Genomic DNA, 16,764 nt, shown 5'->3' with positions numbered 1-16,764 from the left:
GTGTGCATTGTTAGCAGATTTTTCCCCGGGTGCCACTTCCGCCACTGCGCGCATGGCCCTGCGCTATCACCGCAAGCCGGACGCGATGGGTATAATGCGCGGCTTTCATCCAGCGCCGCCGGGCCTGAACCCCCACTGCGGCCTTAGTATTCACTATTTGTCAGGTGGTTCTCATGGACAGCATCAACAGCCGTATCGCCGAGGAACTGGGCGTGCGCCCACAGCAGGTCGAAGCGGCCGTGGGCCTGTTGGACGAAGGCTCGACCGTGCCCTTCATCGCCCGGTACCGCAAGGAGGTCACCGGCAGCCTGGACGATACGCAACTGCGCCACCTGGAAGAGCGCCTGCGTTACCTGCGCGAACTCGACGAGCGCCGCGCCAGCATCCTGGCCAGCATCGAGGAACAGGGCAAGCTGACCCCCGAACTGGCCCGCGACATCAAGCTGGCCGATACCAAGACCCGCCTCGAAGACCTTTACCTCCCCTACAAGCAGAAGCGTCGCACCAAGGGCCAGATCGCCCTGGAAGCCGGCCTGGGCGAGCTGGCCGACGGCCTGTTCAACGACCCGCAACTGAACCCGGAAGCCGAAGCAGCACGCTTCGTCGATGCCGAAAAGGGCGTGGCCGACGTCAAGGCCGCCCTCGAAGGGGCCAAGTACATCCTCATGGAGCGCTTCGCCGAAGACGCCGCCCTGCTGGAAAAACTGCGCGGTTTCCTCAAGCAGGAGTCGGTGCTCACCTCCCGCGTGGTGCCGGGCAAGGAAGAAGAAGGCGCCAAGTTCCGCGACTACTTCGCCCATGACGAGCTGCTGCGCAATGCCCCCTCGCACCGTGCCCTGGCAATCTTCCGCGGGCGTAACGAAGGCGTGCTGAGCGCCTCGCTCAAGGTAGGCGAGGAACTGCCGGGCACCCTGCACCCCTGCGAGATGATGATCGCCAGCCATGTCGGCATCGAAAATCGCGACCGTGCGGCCGACAAGTGGCTGGGCGAGGTGGTGCGCTGGACCTGGAAGGTCAAGCTCTACACCCACCTGGAAACCGACCTGTTCGGCGAGCTGCGCGACAACGCCGAAGGCGAGGCGATCAACGTCTTCGCCCACAACCTGCACGACCTGCTGCTGGCCGCCCCGGCCGGCCCGCGTGCTACCCTGGGCTTCGACCCGGGCCTGCGCACCGGCTGCAAGATCGCCGTGGTCGATGCCACCGGCAAGCTGCTGGACTACACCACCGTCTACCCGCACGCGCCGAAAAACGACTGGGACCGCACCATCTCCATCATGGCCGCGCTGTGCGCCAAGCACTCGGTGGAACTGATCGCCATCGGCAACGGCACCGCCAGCCGCGAGAGCGACAAGCTGGTCGCCGAACTGGTCAAGAAATACCCGGCGCTGAAGATCACCAAGATCATGGTCTCCGAGGCCGGCGCCTCGGTGTACTCGGCCTCGGAACTGGCCGCCCGCGAGTTCCCGGACCTGGACGTGTCGATCCGCGGCGCCGTGTCGATTGCCCGTCGTCTGCAGGACCCGCTGGCCGAGCTGGTGAAGATCGACCCGAAATCCATCGGTGTGGGCCAGTACCAGCACGACGTGTCGCAGGTGAAGCTTGCGCGCGGCCTGGACGCCGTGGTCGAGGACTGCGTGAACGCCGTGGGCGTTGACGTCAACACCGCGTCGGTGGCGCTGCTGACCCGCATCTCCGGCCTCAACGCCACGCTGGCACAGAACATCGTCGCGCACCGCGATGCCAACGGCCCGTTCGCCACCCGTGCAGCCTTGAAGAAAGTCAGCCGCCTGGGCGAAAAGACCTTCGAGCAGGCCGCAGGCTTCCTGCGCGTGATGAACGGCGACAACCCGCTGGACGCCTCGGCCGTGCACCCCGAGGCCTACCCGCTGGTGCAACGCATCGCGGCCGACACCGACCGCGACATCCGCTCGCTGATCGGTGACAGCGGCTTCCTCAAGCGCCTCGATCCGAAGAAGTTCACCGACGAAAGCTTCGGCCTGCCGACCGTCACCGACATCCTCCAGGAACTGGACAAGCCCGGCCGCGACCCGCGCCCCGAGTTCAAGACCGCGACCTTCCAGGATGGCGTCGAGGACCTCAAGGACCTGGAGCCGGGCATGATCCTCGAAGGCGTGGTGACCAACGTCACCAACTTCGGTGCCTTCGTCGACATCGGCGTGCACCAGGATGGCCTGGTACACATCTCGGCGCTGTCGGAGAAGTTCGTCAAGGACCCGCGCGAGGCGGTCAAGGCTGGCGACGTGGTCAAGGTCAAGGTCATGGAGGTGGATATCCCGCGCAAGCGCGTCGGCCTGTCCATGCGCATGAGCGACACCCCCGGCGAGAAGGTCGAAGGCAACCGTGGTGGTAGTCGCGGCAACGGCGGCAACCGTTCGCAGCAGGCGCCACGCCCGCGTGAAACCGCGACCGCGGCACCGGCCAACAATGCCATGGCCGCGCTGTTCGCCAACGCCAAGCAGTTGAAGAAGAAGTGATGGACGTCCCGAAGGAATACGTCGAAAGCGCCTTCAGCCAACTCCTGGGCTGTCGCCTGCAACGCCTGGACAGCGGCGTTGCCGAGGTAGCCTTGGCGCTGGAACCGCACCTGCGCAACCGTGGCCAGAAGCTGCACGGCGGGGCGATCTTCAGCCTGGTGGACATCGCCATGGGCCTGGCCTGCTCGGCCAGCCACGGCTTCGACCAGCAGAGCGTGACCATCGAGTGCAAGATCAACTACATGCGCGCCGTCAGCGAAGGCGAGGTGTTGTGCACTGCCCGGGTGATCCATGCCGGGCGACGCACGCTGGTGGTCGACGCCGATGTAGTCCAGGGCGACAAACTGGTGGCCAAGGCCCAGGGAACCTTCGCGGTTCTCTAGCTCCCCGGGTGGTAACTGCGGTATTTTTGCCGGTATCGGTCGGGCGCTGTCACTGACCCTATCGCGGGACAAGCCCGCTCCCACAGGTGCCTCGGTGCTTTTGTGGGAGCGGGCTTGTCCCGCGATGAGGTCGGCAAAGCCCCCGAATTATCTGCGCTACCACCACCGGAACCGCGTAAACCAGGCGACAACGCCAGTTCCTTTGTCCCTACCCTTGTAGACCGTCATTTCTACCCCCATATTGGGGCGACTGACGCGTGAAGGAATCCATCTTGAGCGACCTCCTCAACCGCCGCCTGAGCTTGCTCGGCGCCAATCTCCCCCTGCTCAGGCAGTGCCTGCACGGCATTGAGCGCGAATGCCTGCGCGTGACCGACGAAGGTCGGCTGGCCCAGACCCCGCACCCCGAAGCCCTGGGTTCGGCCCTGACCAACGAGCAGATCACCACCGATTACTCCGAGTCGCTGCTGGAGTTCATCACTCCGGCCCTGGCCGACCCGGCAGAGGTGCTCGAGAACCTCGAGCAGATCCACCGCTTCGTCTACACCAAGCTCGGCGACGAATACCTGTGGAGCCCGTCGATGCCTTGCGCGCTGCCGGCCGAGGAAGACATCCCGATCGCCGAGTACGGCAGCTCCAACATCGGCAAGCTCAAGCATGTGTACCGCAAGGGCCTGGCCCTGCGCTACGGTCGCACCATGCAATGCATCGCCGGCATCCACTACAACTTCTCGCTGCCGGAGGCCCTGTGGCCACTGTTGCGCGAAGCCGAGGGCAGCGAGCAGGACGACCGCGACTATCAGTCGTCGGCCTACATCGCCCTGATCCGCAACTTCCGTCGCTACAGCTGGCTGCTGATGTACCTGTTCGGCGCCTCGCCGGCACTGGACAAAGGCTTCCTGCGCGGTCGCCCGCACCAGCTCGAAGAGCTGGACGCCGAAACCCTGTACCTGCCCTACGCCACCAGCCTGCGCATGAGCGACCTGGGCTACCAGAGCAACGCCCAGGCCGGCCTGACGCCCTGCTACAACAACCTGTCCAGCTACACCGACAGCCTGCGCAAGGCGGTCGGCACGCCCTACCCGCCGTACGTCGAGGTGGGTACGCACAAGGACGGCGAGTGGGTGCAGCTGAACACCAACATCCTGCAGATCGAGAACGAGTACTACTCGAACATTCGCCCCAAGCGCGTCACCTACACCGGCGAACGGCCGATCCAGGCCCTGATCGCACGCGGCGTGCAGTATGTCGAAGTGCGCTGCCTGGACATCAACCCCTTCCTGCCGGTGGGCATCGACCTGACCGAGGCGCGCTTCCTCGACGCCTTCCTGCTGTTCTGCGCCCTCGAAGACAGCCCCTGCCTGGACAACGCCGAGTGCGGCCAGTGCACCAGCAACTTCCTGACCGTGGTCAAGGAAGGTCGTCGTCCCGGCCTCGAGCTGCAGCGCAATGGCCAACCGGTCGGCCTGCGCGAGTGGGCCAGCGAACTGATCGAGCGCATCGGTGGCCTGGCCGACCTGCTCGACCAGGCCCAAGGCGGCGACGAACACGCCAAGGCCCTGGCCGAGCAGCAAGCCAAGGTCGATGACTCCTCGTTGACGCCTTCGGCGCAGGTGCTGGCGCGCATGACCGAACACGACGAGACCTTCGTCAAGTTCTCCCTGCGCCAGAGCCAGCTGCACGCCGAGACCTTCCGCGAGCAACCGCTGACGGTCGAGCAGCAGCAGCACTTCGAGACCCTGGCCCGCGAGTCGCTGGCCCGGCAGTCGGAGCTGGAGCAGGAGGAAGTCGGTGACTTCGACCTGTTCGTCGGCGCCTACCAGGCCAGCATCCTGGCGATCAGCAACTGATGAGTCGCCCCCCCGCCCAGCGCAAGCCACGCGCCAGCAGCCAGGCCAGGATCGAGGCGATCCTGGCGGCGGCCCGCGAGCTGCTGGCAGGCGAGGGGGTGGCCGGTCTTTCGATCTACAGCGTGGCCGAGCGGGCGCAGATCCCGCCGTCCTCGGTGTATCACTTCTTCGCCAGCGTTCCGGCGCTGCTCGAAGCCCTCACCGCAGATGTGCACCGTGCCTTTCGCGAGGCCTTGAGCGCACCCATCGACAGCCATGCGTTCAGCACCTGGCAACAGCTGTCGCGCCTGGTCGAGCAACGCACGCTGGACATCTATCACCAGGACACCGCCGCTCGGCAGTTGATTCTCGCCCAGCACGGGCTGAGTGAAGTGGCGCAGGCCGACCGCCAGCACGACCTGGAACTGGGCAGGCTGATGCACGGCTTGTTCGACCGGCATTTCCAGCTGCCGAGCATGCCCACGGACGTCGATGTGTTTGCGCTGGCGATGGAACTGAGCGACCGGGTGTATGCCCGGTCGATGCAGTTGCACGAGCAGATCACTCCGCGCATGGCCGAGGAAGGGATGCGGGTCTTCGAGGCTTATCTGGGGCTGTATCTGCCGCCTTTCCTTGCCCGGCGTCCAAGCTGAAACCGCTTTCGCAGGCAAGTCGCAACGGCAGTTCTCCGTTGCGACTTGCCCGCGAAGGCCTTCACACGGCCCGGGAGTCGAACGCCATCACAGCTTGGCGATGGACACCTCGGTCGATTTCACGAAGGCGATCACCTCGCTGCCCACCTGCAACTCCAGCTCCTTGACGGAACGGGTGGTGATCACCGAGGTGACGATGCCGGAGGCGGTCTGTACGTCGATTTCCGACAATACCGGGCCTTCGAGGATTTCCTTGACGGTGCCTTTGAACTGGTTGCGGACGTTGATCGCTTTGATGGTCATGGCTTGATTTCCTTTGGTTGGCTTCGCAGATTCAGTGGGCCCAGCGCAGTTGCGTGGGCAAAGGGGCTACAGGTTCCGGCTCGGGCGGGGTGCCCGGCACGGACAGGACACGGTTGAGCACTTCGCTTTCCAGTGCCGCCAGGCGGTGCGAGCCTCGCGCACGCGGTCTGGCCAGGTCGACGCTCAGGTCGAGACCGACCTCGCCGTCCTCGATCAGGATTACCCGGTCGGCCACGGCGACGGCTTCGTTGACGTCGTGGGTGACCAGCAGCACGGTGAAGCCGTGCTCGCGCCAGAGGCGCTCGATCAGTTGCTGCATCTCGATCCGGGTCAGGGCATCCAGCGCACCCAGCGGCTCGTCGAGCAGCAGCAGGCGCGGCTGGTGAATCAACGCCCGGGCCAGTGCCACGCGCTGCTTCTGCCCGCCAGACAACGCCGCAGGCCATTCATGGGCGCGGTCGGCCAGCCCGACAGCTTCCAGCGCCTGCACGGCACGCGGCCGCCAGTCACCAGACAGGCCAAGCCCGACGTTGTCGATCACCTTCTTCCACGGCAGCAGACGCGCGTCCTGGAACATCAGGCGGGTTTCCTCGCGCGCCTCGGCCAGCGGCGCGGCACCGGCCAGCAGCTCACCGGCGCTGGGCTGGTCGAGGCCGGCCAGCAGGCGCAGCAAGGTGCTCTTGCCGCAGCCGGAGCGGCCGACGATGGCGACGAACTGGCCGGCCGGGATGTGCAGGTCGATACCGCGCAGCACTTCACGCTTGCCGAAGGTCTTGCGCAGACCGTTGGCGGCCAGCGGGATGCCACGCAGCAGGCGCGGCGGTTGTTCCTTGAGCACGGTCATGCGCCCTCCTTCTTCGCCACCTGGTAGGCGGGGTGCCAGCGCAGCCAGACACGCTCCAGGCCACGGGCGGCGAGGTCGGCGAGCTTGCCGAGCACGGCGTACAGGACGATGGCCAGGACCACCACATCGGTTTGCAGGAATTCACGGGCGTTCATCGCCAGGTAACCGATACCGGCATTGGCCGAAATGGTCTCTGCCACGATCAGCGTCAGCCACATGAACCCCAGGGCAAAGCGCACCCCTACCAGGATCGACGGCAGTGCACCCGGCAGGATCACCTGGCGGAACAGGCCAAAGCCGGACAACCCATAGCTTCGCGCCATCTCCACCAGCGCCGGATCGACGTTGCGGATGCCGTGATAGGTGTTCAGGTAGATCGGGAACAGCGTGCCCAGGGCGACCAGGAAGATCTTCGCCGACTCGTCGATACCGAACCACAGGATCACCAGCGGGATCAGCGCCAGGTGCGGCACGTTGCGGATCATCTGCACCGAGCTGTCGAGCAGGCGTTCGCCCCAGTTCGACAGGCCGGTGATGAAACCCAGCAGCAGGCCGATGCTGCCACCGATCAGAAAGCCCACGCCGGCACGCCAGCCGCTGATCGCCAGGTGCGTCCAGATCTCGCCGCTGCGCACCAGCTCGACACCGGCGCTCACCACCGCGCTAGGCGCCGGCAGGATGCGCGTCGACAGCCATCCGGCGCTGACCGCCAGCTGCCACACCGCCAGCAGCAACACGGGCAAGGCCCATGGCGCCAGGCGCTGCGACAGGGTGGAGGAAGTTGCACGACTCATGGTCCGGCCCTCAGCTCTGCGACACGGACTTGGGCAGGATGTCGTTGGCGACCATTTCACCGAACGGGCTCACATAGCCACCAGCCTTGGCCTGCTCCGGGCGCTGCACGTCCAGGTGCGGGAACAGCAGCTCGGCAACCCGGTACGACTCTTCCAGGTGTGGATAGCCGGAGAAGATGAAGGTATCGATGCCCAGGTCTGCGTACTCCTTCACCCGCGCCGCGACGGTCGGACCATCGCCCACCAGCGCGGTACCGGCGCCACCGCGCACCAGGCCGACGCCTGCCCACAGGTTCGGGCTGACTTCCAGCTTGTCGCGGTTGCCGTTGTGCAGGGCCGCCATGCGCTGCTGGCCGACCGAGTCGAAGCGCGCCAGCGAAGCCTGGGCGCGGGCGATGGTGTCGTCGTCCAGGTGCGAGATCAGGCGATCGGCCGCCGCCCAGGCTTCTTCGTTGGTTTCGCGCACGATCACGTGCAGGCGGATGCCGAAGCGCACTTCGCGCCCTTGTGCAGCCGCTTTCTCGCGCACTGCCGCGATCTTCTGCGCCACGGCAGCCGGTGGCTCGCCCCAGGTCAGGTACAGCTCGACCTGCTCTGCGGCCAGGTCCTGTGCGGCATCCGACGAGCCACCGAAGTACAGCGGCGGACGCGGTTGCTGGATCGGCGGATAGAGCAGCTTGGCGCCCTTCACCTGGATGTGCTTGCCGTCGTAGTCGACCACTTCGCCCTCGAGCACCTTGCGCCAGATGCGGGTGAATTCGACCGAAGCTTCGTAGCGCTCCTGGTGGTTCAGGTGCAGGCCATCACCGGCAAGTTCATCCGGGTCGCCGCCGGTCACCAGGTTGAACAGCGCGCGACCGTTGGACAGGCGGTCGAGGGTCGCGGCCTGGCGCGCTGCCACGGTCGGGGAAATGATCCCTGGACGCAGGGCGACCAGGAACTTGAGGTTCTGCGTCAGCGGAATCAACGATGCCGCCACCAGCCAGGAGTCTTCGCAGGAGCGACCGGTAGGGATCAGCACGCCACCGAAACCGAGGCGATCAGCCGCCTGGGCGATCTGCGTCAGATAGCCGTGATCGACGGCGCGCGCGCCTTCGGAGGTGCCCAGGTACTTGCCGTCACCGTGGGTGGGGAGGAACCAGAAAATGTTAAGGCTCATTGGAGTTGTCTCCTCAAGGTTGGCTCAAGCCGCAGCGGTGCTGCGGCGCAGGCGAAGGGTTCAAGGCGCGCTGGCGACCTTGGCCGGTGGGGTCCAGATCACGTCCTTGATGCTCAAGGGCTTGGGAATCAGCTTCAGGGCCTGGAAGGTGTCGGCGATCTTCTGCTGTGCGGCGATCACTTCCGGGGTCAGCGGCGCAGCGCCGTAGCCCTGGCGCTTGACCGAGGTCAGGGTGATGTCCGCCGGCAGGCCGAGCAGCGGCGCGACCTGGTCGGTCACCTGCTGCGGGTTGGCCTGGGACCATTCGCCCACGGCGCGCACTTCGTCGATCAGGGTGCTGATCACTGCCGGGTGCCGGGTCGCGTAGCTGCGGGTGGCCAGGTAGAACTGGTGGTTGTCGACCAGGTCCTTGCCGTCACGCAGGGTGCGGGCCTGCAACTGCTGCTCGGCGGCGGCCTGGTACGGATCCCAGATCACCCAGGCATCGACGCTGCCACGCTCGAAGGCGGCGCGGGCATCGGCAGGCGGCAGGTACACAGGCTGGATGTCGCTGTATTTGAGGCCGGCGTCCTCGAGGGCGCGGACCAGCAGGTAGTGCACGTTGGAGCCTTTGTTCAGCGCGACTTTCTTGCCTTTGAGCTCCTTCACCGACTGGATCGACGAACCCTTGGGCACGAGGATCGCCTCACTGTGCGGCGCAGGCGGCTCATAGGCCACGTAGAGCAGGTCGGCACCGGCGGCCTGGGCGAAGACAGGCGGCGTTTCGCCGGTGACACCAAAGTCGATCGAGCCGACGTTCAGCCCTTCGAGCAGCTGCGGGCCGCCGGGGAATTCGGTCCATTGCACGTCGATGCCCTGTTCCTTCAGGCGCTTCTCCAGCGAGCCCTTGGCCTTGAGCAGCACCAGCGTGCCGTATTTCTGGTAACCGATGCGCAGGCTCTCGGCCTGGGCTTGGGTGATGGCGCCGAAGGACACAGCCGCCGCAAACAGGGCGACCAGACCACGACGCAAGAAGACTGTGCGCATGGCGCTCTCCTGTGCGAATGAGGTTCGGGTTGCACCTGCTTGCCTCGTTGTCGGGCGAGTAAGGTGGAAAAACGGTGACGCGGTTTCGCAGGTGGCTCAGATGCTCCAACGAGCACTGAGCAGCCGTTCGTTGAGTACGCCAGGCGCGACCGGCCGCGGCCGACGTGCCAGGGCGCCGTGAAAGGTTTCCAGCGAGTCCAGCAGGCGCGCCTCCAGGGCTTCGGCCAGCTGCGCCGGGCGGGTGCCTTCGGCATAGGCGACCTGGCTGTCGTCGGCGAAGATCCCTTGCAGGGTCTCCTGTGCCTTGAGTGCCGACAGCACGGGTTTCAACGCGTAATCCACCGCCAGCATGTGGGCGATGCTGCCGCCGGTGGCGATCGGCAACACGACCTTGTGTTCCAGCGCGCGCTCGGGCAGCAGGTCAAGCAGGGTCTTCAGGGCGCCGGCGAAGGACGCCTTGTACACCGGGGTCGAGACCAGCAGGCCGTCGGCCTCGGCCACCAGTTGCTGGAAATGCTGCACCTGCGGGCTGTCGAAGCGCGCATGCAGCAGGTCTTCTGCCGGAAACTCGCGCACCTGGAAGGTCACCACCTCCACACCGCGCTCCTGCAGCCACTGGCGCGAACGCTCGAGCAGCACGCCGGAGCGTGAACGGACACTGGGGCTACCGCCTATCGAAACAACCAGCATTGCAACGCATCCTTCAGTTCGGTTCCGGGGGTTGGCCCCTGGGGATGGAACCGACATTAGCAGGTGATGGCATATATCCATAAATCATATTTTTTCATTTGTTTATTCTTTATGGAGATATGAAATTTCGACCTGCCACGCTCCCTGCGGCCTGTGGCAGGCAAGCCGCCCCCACGCACAACAGGCATAAAAAAGGGCCGTCGAAACGGCCCGAAATCCCTGCTTGGCTAAGAGCAATGCAACGAGGATTCAACGATTGGGTTGCGGGGTGAGGCGCAGATAAGGTTTGACCGCACGATAACCTTTCGGGAAGCGCTGCTTGATTTCTTCCTCATCCTTCAGCGAAGGCACGATCACCACTTCGTCACCGTCCTGCCAGTTGCCTGGCGTGGCGACCTTGTAGTTGTCGGTCAACTGCAACGAGTCGATCACCCGCAGGATCTCGTTGAAGTTGCGCCCGGTACTGGCCGGATAGGTGATGGTCAGGCGCACCTTCTTGTTCGGGTCGATCACGAACAGCGAGCGCACGGTAAGGGTGTCGCTGGCATTGGGATGGATCAGGTCGTACAGGTCGGAGACCTTGCGATCGGCGTCAGCGATGATCGGGAAGTTGACCACGGTGTTCTGGGTCTCGTTGATGTCATCGATCCACTTGTGGTGCGAGTCGACCGGGTCCACCGACAACGCGATGGCCTTGACCCCGCGCCGGGCGAAATCGTCCTTGAGCTTGGCGGTCAGGCCCAACTCGGTGGTGCATACCGGGGTGAAGTCGGCCGGGTGGGAGAACAGCACGCCCCAGCTGTTGCCCAGCCACTCGTGAAAACGGATCTTGCCGGCGCTGGAATCCTGTTCGAAGTCGGGGGCGATGTCGCCGAGTTTGAGGCTCATGGAAGCGGCTCCTGTGCTGTGTCTGGCCTTGTGGAATTCAATGTGCCTGCTGTCGATTAAAAATAAAAAGAATAAATAATGATTTATTTATAACCGTTAAGCATACGGACGTGCAGGCACAAAAAAGCCTCGCACCAGGCGAGGCTCTTTCGTGTACAGCTACGACTTACATGAAGTTGTAAGTGTAGTTGAAGATCAGACGAGTCTGATCGGCATCGTTGATGCTCTCGCCGCCGCCACGGTAGGTACCGTGACGCAGGCTGACGCCCAGGCCCTTGAGGGTGCCTTCCTGCAGGACGTAGTCGATACGCGCGTCGCGTTCCCACTCGCTGTAGGTGCCGCTGGTGCGGGCGTTCTTGATGTCGTCACCGCGCAGGTAGGCGACGGACGCCTTCAGGCCTGGCACGCCCAGACGTGCGAAGTCATAGGAGTACTGACCGAAGGTGGTGTTCTCGCCAGCACGGGCGAACTGGTTGATCATGCTGTCGGTGAACAGGTAGAAGCTCGAGCCACCGTTGCCTTCCAGCGGCGAGGTGCTGCCGTCCTTGCGCACGTTGCCCTGGTTCAGCCAGACGAAACCGCCGTCGTCGCCGACCTGTTGGTGACCCAGCATGATTGCGTGGCCGCCGATGGTGTAGGTGAACATCGCCGACCAGGTCTTGTTGTCGACCTCGCCTGCGTTCTTGGCGTAGCCACCGTTGTTGTTGAAGGTGTAGCCGGCCTCGCCGTTCTTGCCGTCGCTGCTGCTCTTGAACCAGCGCAGATCGGTCTTGAACGACTGGTCGTTGGCGATCTGGTAGACGTGGGTCAGGCCCAGGAAGTGCTGCTTGTAGAAGTCTTCCAGGTTCGAGTAGTAGTACTGCAGGGTCAGGTCTTTGGTGACCTTCCAGTCGCCGCCGGCGAACTGGAACTTGTTGCTGTCGCGGTAGGCGCCGCCAACGGACAGGCCGGTGCGGTTGCTCGAGGCACGGCCCATGGCGTGGGTCAGCTGGCCCGCGTTGAGGGTGACGTTGTCGATTTCCTTCGACTGGACGGTACCGCCCTCGAAGGTTTGCGGCAGCAAGCGACCGTCGTTGGAGACCAGGATCGGCAGGTTCGGCGCCAGGGCGCTGCCGTAGTGGACTTCGGTCTTGGAGAAGCGAGCCTTGGCGTTACCGCCGATGCGAGCCCACTGGCTCACGGCAGAGCCGTCGCTGTCGCTTGGGTAGAAGGTGTTGCTGTCCGGGTGACGACCGCGGCCGCCATCGAGGTGAATACCCCACAGCGCCTGGACGTCGACGCCGAAGCCGACGGTGCCTTGAGTGAAGCCGGAGAGGTAGTCGAGCTTGAAACCTTGGGCGGTTTCGCGCTGGTCACCGTTACGACCCTGAGCGTTCGTGCGAACTTCATGGTCGTCGTTGTTGAAGTACATGGTGCGCGAGCTGATGGATACCTTGCTGTCTTCGATGAAGCCAGCGGCGCCCGCTTGTTGGGCGAGAACCCCCAGTGCCACGGCCAGAGCCAGGCTAGACTTGTACATGCTTTGCTCCTCTACGTTCTAATTTTTGTAATCTCAAAGCGGAGGGATCTGCTGCCCCCCTCGCCCGGGTAAGCGATTTAGCACCAAAGTGTGACCGGTAAGTCAATCGTTACCAGAGATTTCACGACTTTGGTCTAATGCACCTGCGCTACAGGATAATGACAATCCTATAAATCCAAAATGACCGTTTTGTGAAATCGTCAGATTTTTCCGGAATAAATACGGAACCTTACGCGTCATTTGGTGTATCGGCATCCTTCGCTCATAGCTTCCGGTTATCTGCAGCCCTTTGCCAGAGGGCGCCCCGTGAAAAGTTGTGAAAGCGTAGCCTTTCACAAAAATTTCACAACCTTCCGTCCGATAGCCCCGCCTCACTAAGCGTTTTGTCTCCTAAGCTAATTCTGAAAAGTTATTTATTTTGTAATTCTTAGATCATTTAGTCTTCGCGTCATTCATCACCCGATGCCTGACGAGAGGTTCGATCATGATCCCCCACGCCCCCCTGCGCCTGTTCGCCGCCCTGGCCCTGGCCAGCGCCAGCTGGTTCGCCCAGGCCGCCGACCTGACCGTGGCCTACCAGACCACCGTCGATCCGGCCAAGGTGGCCCAGGCCGACGGCAGCTATGAGAAGGCCAGCCATGCCAGCATCGACTGGCGCAGGTTCGACAACGGTGCCGACATCATCGCCGCCGTGGCCTCCGGAGACGTGCAGATCGGCTACCTGGGCTCCAGCCCTCTGGCCGCCGCGACCACCCGCAAGGTACCGGTGCAGACCTTCCTCATCGCCACCCAGATCGGGGCCGGCGAGGCGCTGGTGGTGCGCGACAGCATCAAGACACCGCAGGACCTGATCGGCAAGAAAGTCGCCGTGCCCTTCGTTTCCACCGGCCACTACAGCCTCCTGGCCGCACTCAAGCGCTGGAACATCGACCCTTCCAAGGTGCAGATCCTCAACCTTGCGCCACCGGCGATCACCGCCGCCTGGAAGCGCGGCGACATCGACGCTACCTATGTCTGGGACCCGGCCCTGGGCGTGGCCAAGGAAAACGGCAAGGTGCTGATCACTTCCGGCGAGCTGGCAAAGGAAGGCGCACCGACCTTCGATGCGTGGATCGTGCGCAAGGACTTCGCCGAGAAGCACCCGGACATCGTCAAGTCGTTCGCCAAGGTTACCCTCGACGCCTACGCCGACTACCGCAAGGACCCACAAACCTGGCTGGCCAACCCGGACAACGTGAACAAGCTGGCCAAGCTGTCAGGCGCCAAGCCCGGCGATATCCCGGGCCTGCTCGAAGGCAACGTCTACCCGCTGGCCGCCGACCAGAGCGCGGCACTCGGCGCACCGACCACCCAGGCGCTGACCGACACCGCGACCTTCCTCAAGGAGCAGGGCAAGGTCGAGGCGGTACTGCCGGACTACGCGCCGTACGTGACGGCGAAGTTCCTGCCCAACTGACGCCAGCCCGACACAACCGATCGAACCCAGGGGCGCCTGCGCCCCGAACCGGAGCCCACCATGGCCTTGCTCGAGCTGGAGCGCATCAGCGCACAGTACCCCGGCGCCCCCACCCCGGTGCTGGATGACATCAACCTGACCCTGGGCCCACGGCAACTGCTGGTAGCCCTCGGCCCCTCCGGCAGCGGCAAGACCTCGCTGCTCAACCTGATCGCCGGCTTCGTCGCCCCGAGCGGCGGGCGCATCAGCCTTGACGGCGTGCCCGTGCAAGGCCCCGGTGCCGATCGCGGCGTGGTGTTCCAGGATGATGCCTTGCTGCCCTGGCAGAACGTACTCGGCAACGTCGCCTTCGGCCTGGAGCTGGCCGGCGTGCCGCGCGCCGAGCGTGAAGCCAAGGCGCGGGAAATGCTGGCCCTGGTCGACCTGACCGGGTTCGGCGAACGACGCACCTGGCAGCTTTCCGGCGGGCAGAAGCAACGTGTGGGGCTGGCCCGCGCCTTGGCGGCAGACCCGCGCGTGCTGTTGATGGACGAACCCTTCGGCGCCCTCGACGCCTTCACCCGCGAACAGATGCAGGAACTGTTGCTGCAGGTCTGGCAGCGTACCGCCAAGCCGGTATTCCTGATCACCCACGACATCGAGGAAGCGGTGTTCCTGGCCAGCGAGCTGGTGCTGCTGGCGCCGAACCCGGGCCGGGTGGTCGAGCGCCTGCAACTGGACTTCGGCCAGCGCTACGGCGCCGGTGAATCGGCACGGGCGATCAAATCCGATCCACGCTTCATCGAAACCCGCGAGCACGTGCTGTCGCGGGTGTTTTCCCAACGTTCCGCGCGCCGCGAGGAGTCCGTATGAGCAGCCTGGACCTGCCGGTTGCCGGCAAGACCGCCACCCCCTCCACGCCTGTGGCAAAACCTGCTCGCCGCCCGCTGCCCACGCGCTGGATCAGCGCCGCGACCCTGGCCAGCCTGCTGCTGGCCTGGTGGCTGGTGACGGCGGCAGGCTGGGTCGAACCCCTGTTCCTGCCGGCCCCCGGCGATATCCTGGCCAGGGCCTGGGTGCTGCTGACCCAGGGCTACATGGACGCCAGCCTGTGGCAGCACCTGGGCGCGAGCCTGGGGCGGATCGGCATGGCACTGCTCGCGGCGACGCTGACGGCGATTCCCGTCGGCATCGCCATCGGCTACAACCGCATCGCCCGCGGCATCCTCGACCCACTGATCGAGTTCTACCGGCCGATCCCGCCACTGGCCTACCTGCCGCTGATCGTGATCTGGTGCGGCATCGGCGAGCTGTCCAAGGTACTGCTGATCTACCTGGCGATCTTCGCCCCGATCGCCATCGCCACCGCCACCGGCGTGCGCACCGTCGACCCGGCCAAGCTGCGCGCCGCGCAGTCGCTGGGGGCGAGCAAGGTGCAACTGATCCGCCATGTGATCCTGCCCAGCGCATTGCCCGACATCCTCACCGGGATTCGCATCGGCCTTGGGGTCGGCTGGTCGACGCTGGTCGCCGCCGAGCTGATCGCCGCCACCAGTGGCCTGGGCTTCATGGTGCAGTCGGCCGCGCAGTTCCTGGTCACCGATGTGGTGGTGCTGGGCATTCTGCTGATCGCGCTGATCGCCTTCGCCCTGGAGATGGGATTGCGTGCCCTGCAGCGCAAGCTGGTGCCCTGGCATGGGCAAAGCCACTGACCGAGATTTTCGTTGCCTGCACCGCCCCCTGTGGCAGCGGATCTACCCGCCAAAGGTGCAGCACAGATACTTCAAGCGAGCCCCGACATGAGCCTGACCATCACCCCCCTCAGCCCCGCCCTCGGCGCCCAGATCAGCGGAATCGACCTGGCCCGCGAGATCAGCGAAGCACAGCGCGATGCCATCGAGCAGGCGCTGCTCGAGCACCAGGTGCTGTTCTTCCGTGACCAGTCGATCGATCCCGCGCAGCAGGCCCGCTTCGCCGCGCGCTTCGGCGACCTGCACATCCATCCGATCTACCCCAACGTGCCGGAAACACCGCAGGTGCTGATTCTCGACACCGCAGTCACCGACGTGCGCGACAACGCCGTGTGGCACACCGACGTCACCTTCCTGCCAACCCCGGCGCTGGGTGCGGTGCTCAGTGCCAAGCAGCTGCCGGCATATGGCGGCGACACCCTGTGGGCCAGCGGCATCGCAGCGTTTGAGGCGTTGTCCGCACCGCTGCGGCAGATGCTCGACGGGCTCACGGCCACCCACGACTTCACCAAGTCGTTCCCGCTGGAGCGCTTCGGTACCACTGCCGATGACCTGGCCCGCTGGGAAGCTACCCGACGCAACAATCCGCCGCTGTCGCACCCGGTGGTGCGCACCCATCCGGTGAGCGGGCGCAAGGCGCTGTTCGTCAACGAAGGCTTCACCACGCGGATCAACGAGCTGGGCGAACACGAGAGCGAAGCCCTGCTCAAGCTGCTGTTCGCCCACGCCACCCGGCCGGAGTTCAGCATCCGCTGGCGCTGGCAGGAGAATGACGTGGCGTTCTGGGACAACCGCGTGACCCAGCATTACGCGGTGGACGACTACCGGCCGCAGCGCCGGGTGATGCATCGGGCGACGATTCTCGGCGACGCTCCGTTCTGAGGCCATTCGCGGGCGGAGCGCCGAACCGCCGCCCCCACAGGTGCTCCACAGTTGCTGAAGACTGTGGCGTACCTGTGGGGGCGGCGGTTCGGCGCTCCGACTTGCCCGCG

Annotated in this window: 16 protein-coding genes; 8 read left to right on the top strand and 8 right to left on the bottom strand. The window is 64.8% G+C overall.

Going from position 1 to position 16,764, the window contains the following annotated elements:
* Nucleotides 1-173: 173 nt before the first annotated feature.
* From AC1TXO_RS01440 to AC1TXO_RS01425, 4 genes are all read left to right on the top strand, one after another.
* Entirely contained in the window at nt 174-2,498 is a 2,325-nt protein-coding gene (locus AC1TXO_RS01440; RefSeq protein ID WP_486404738.1) for a Tex family protein, read from the top strand.
* Nucleotides 2,498-2,881: a PaaI family thioesterase gene (locus tag AC1TXO_RS01435; RefSeq protein WP_486404737.1), complete on the top strand. Its 384-nt coding sequence runs from the start codon at nt 2,498-2,500 to the stop codon at nt 2,879-2,881. Before AC1TXO_RS01440 ends, AC1TXO_RS01435 begins: the two co-directional genes overlap by 1 nt.
* 272 nt (nt 2,882-3,153) lie before the next feature.
* Nucleotides 3,154-4,731 carry a glutamate--cysteine ligase gene (gshA, locus tag AC1TXO_RS01430; protein ID WP_486404736.1) on the top strand — a complete coding sequence of 526 codons (1,578 nt, stop codon included), beginning with the start codon at nt 3,154-3,156 and terminating at the stop codon, nt 4,729-4,731.
* Nucleotides 4,731-5,363 (top strand): TetR/AcrR family transcriptional regulator, encoded by a 633-nt coding sequence (locus AC1TXO_RS01425; protein ID WP_486404735.1) that lies wholly within the window; start codon nt 4,731-4,733, stop codon nt 5,361-5,363. The genes gshA and AC1TXO_RS01425 overlap by 1 nt, the downstream gene beginning before the upstream one ends.
* Before the next feature lie 87 nt (nt 5,364-5,450).
* Here the strand turns inward: AC1TXO_RS01425 and AC1TXO_RS01420 are convergent, their stop codons facing one another.
* The 8 genes from AC1TXO_RS01420 to AC1TXO_RS01385 form a co-directional block, all read right to left on the bottom strand.
* Complete coding sequence (locus AC1TXO_RS01420; protein ID WP_008095172.1) at nt 5,451-5,666, bottom strand: TOBE domain-containing protein; 216 nt, start codon at nt 5,664-5,666, stop codon at nt 5,451-5,453.
* Between the two features lie 31 nt (nt 5,667-5,697).
* Nucleotides 5,698-6,510 (bottom strand): aliphatic sulfonates ABC transporter ATP-binding protein, encoded by an 813-nt coding sequence (gene ssuB, locus AC1TXO_RS01415; protein ID WP_486404734.1) that lies wholly within the window; start codon nt 6,508-6,510, stop codon nt 5,698-5,700.
* Complete coding sequence (gene ssuC / locus AC1TXO_RS01410) at nt 6,507-7,304, bottom strand: aliphatic sulfonate ABC transporter permease SsuC (protein ID WP_486404733.1); 798 nt, start codon at nt 7,302-7,304, stop codon at nt 6,507-6,509. The genes ssuB and ssuC overlap by 4 nt, the downstream gene beginning before the upstream one ends.
* A 10-nt stretch (nt 7,305-7,314) precedes the next feature.
* Complete coding sequence (gene ssuD / locus AC1TXO_RS01405) at nt 7,315-8,463, bottom strand: FMNH2-dependent alkanesulfonate monooxygenase (RefSeq protein WP_486404732.1); 1,149 nt, start codon at nt 8,461-8,463, stop codon at nt 7,315-7,317.
* A 60-nt stretch (nt 8,464-8,523) separates the two neighbouring features.
* Nucleotides 8,524-9,489, bottom strand: a complete 966-nt coding sequence (locus AC1TXO_RS01400) for a sulfonate ABC transporter substrate-binding protein (protein WP_486404731.1) — start codon at nt 9,487-9,489, stop codon at nt 8,524-8,526.
* A gap of 96 nt (nt 9,490-9,585) precedes the next feature.
* Entirely contained in the window at nt 9,586-10,179 is a 594-nt protein-coding gene (ssuE, locus tag AC1TXO_RS01395) for an NADPH-dependent FMN reductase (protein ID WP_486404730.1), read from the bottom strand.
* A 249-nt stretch (nt 10,180-10,428) separates the two neighbouring features.
* The gene (locus tag AC1TXO_RS01390; protein ID WP_486404729.1) at nt 10,429-11,067 is read right to left on the bottom strand and encodes a peroxiredoxin; all 639 of its coding nucleotides are present in this window, start codon (nt 11,065-11,067) and stop codon (nt 10,429-10,431) included.
* Nucleotides 11,068-11,233: 166 nt separating this feature from the next.
* Nucleotides 11,234-12,586 carry an OprD family porin gene (locus tag AC1TXO_RS01385; protein WP_486404728.1) on the bottom strand — a complete coding sequence of 451 codons (1,353 nt, stop codon included), beginning with the start codon at nt 12,584-12,586 and terminating at the stop codon, nt 11,234-11,236.
* A 484-nt stretch (nt 12,587-13,070) separates the two neighbouring features.
* Between AC1TXO_RS01385 and tauA the strand changes: the two genes are divergently transcribed.
* The 4 genes from tauA to tauD all read left to right on the top strand — a co-directional run bounded on the left by tauA (nt 13,071) and on the right by tauD (nt 16,654).
* Nucleotides 13,071-14,042, top strand: a complete 972-nt coding sequence (tauA, locus tag AC1TXO_RS01380) for a taurine ABC transporter substrate-binding protein (RefSeq protein ID WP_486404727.1) — start codon at nt 13,071-13,073, stop codon at nt 14,040-14,042.
* A 60-nt stretch (nt 14,043-14,102) separates the two neighbouring features.
* Nucleotides 14,103-14,894 (top strand): taurine ABC transporter ATP-binding subunit, encoded by a 792-nt coding sequence (gene tauB / locus AC1TXO_RS01375; protein WP_486404726.1) that lies wholly within the window; start codon nt 14,103-14,105, stop codon nt 14,892-14,894.
* A complete protein-coding gene (gene tauC, locus AC1TXO_RS01370) occupies nt 14,891-15,733 on the top strand; it encodes a taurine ABC transporter permease TauC (protein WP_486404725.1) in 843 nt (280 codons plus the stop codon). Before tauB ends, tauC begins: the two co-directional genes overlap by 4 nt.
* Before the next feature lie 87 nt (nt 15,734-15,820).
* Complete coding sequence (tauD, locus tag AC1TXO_RS01365; protein ID WP_486404724.1) at nt 15,821-16,654, top strand: taurine dioxygenase; 834 nt, start codon at nt 15,821-15,823, stop codon at nt 16,652-16,654.
* Nucleotides 16,655-16,764: the final 110 nt, after the last annotated feature.

It is taken from the genome of Pseudomonas sp. FA117 (genome assembly GCF_057370475.1).
The sequence above is the reverse complement of the archived record's forward strand: the minus strand, read 5'-3'. Positions and strand labels throughout refer to the sequence as shown.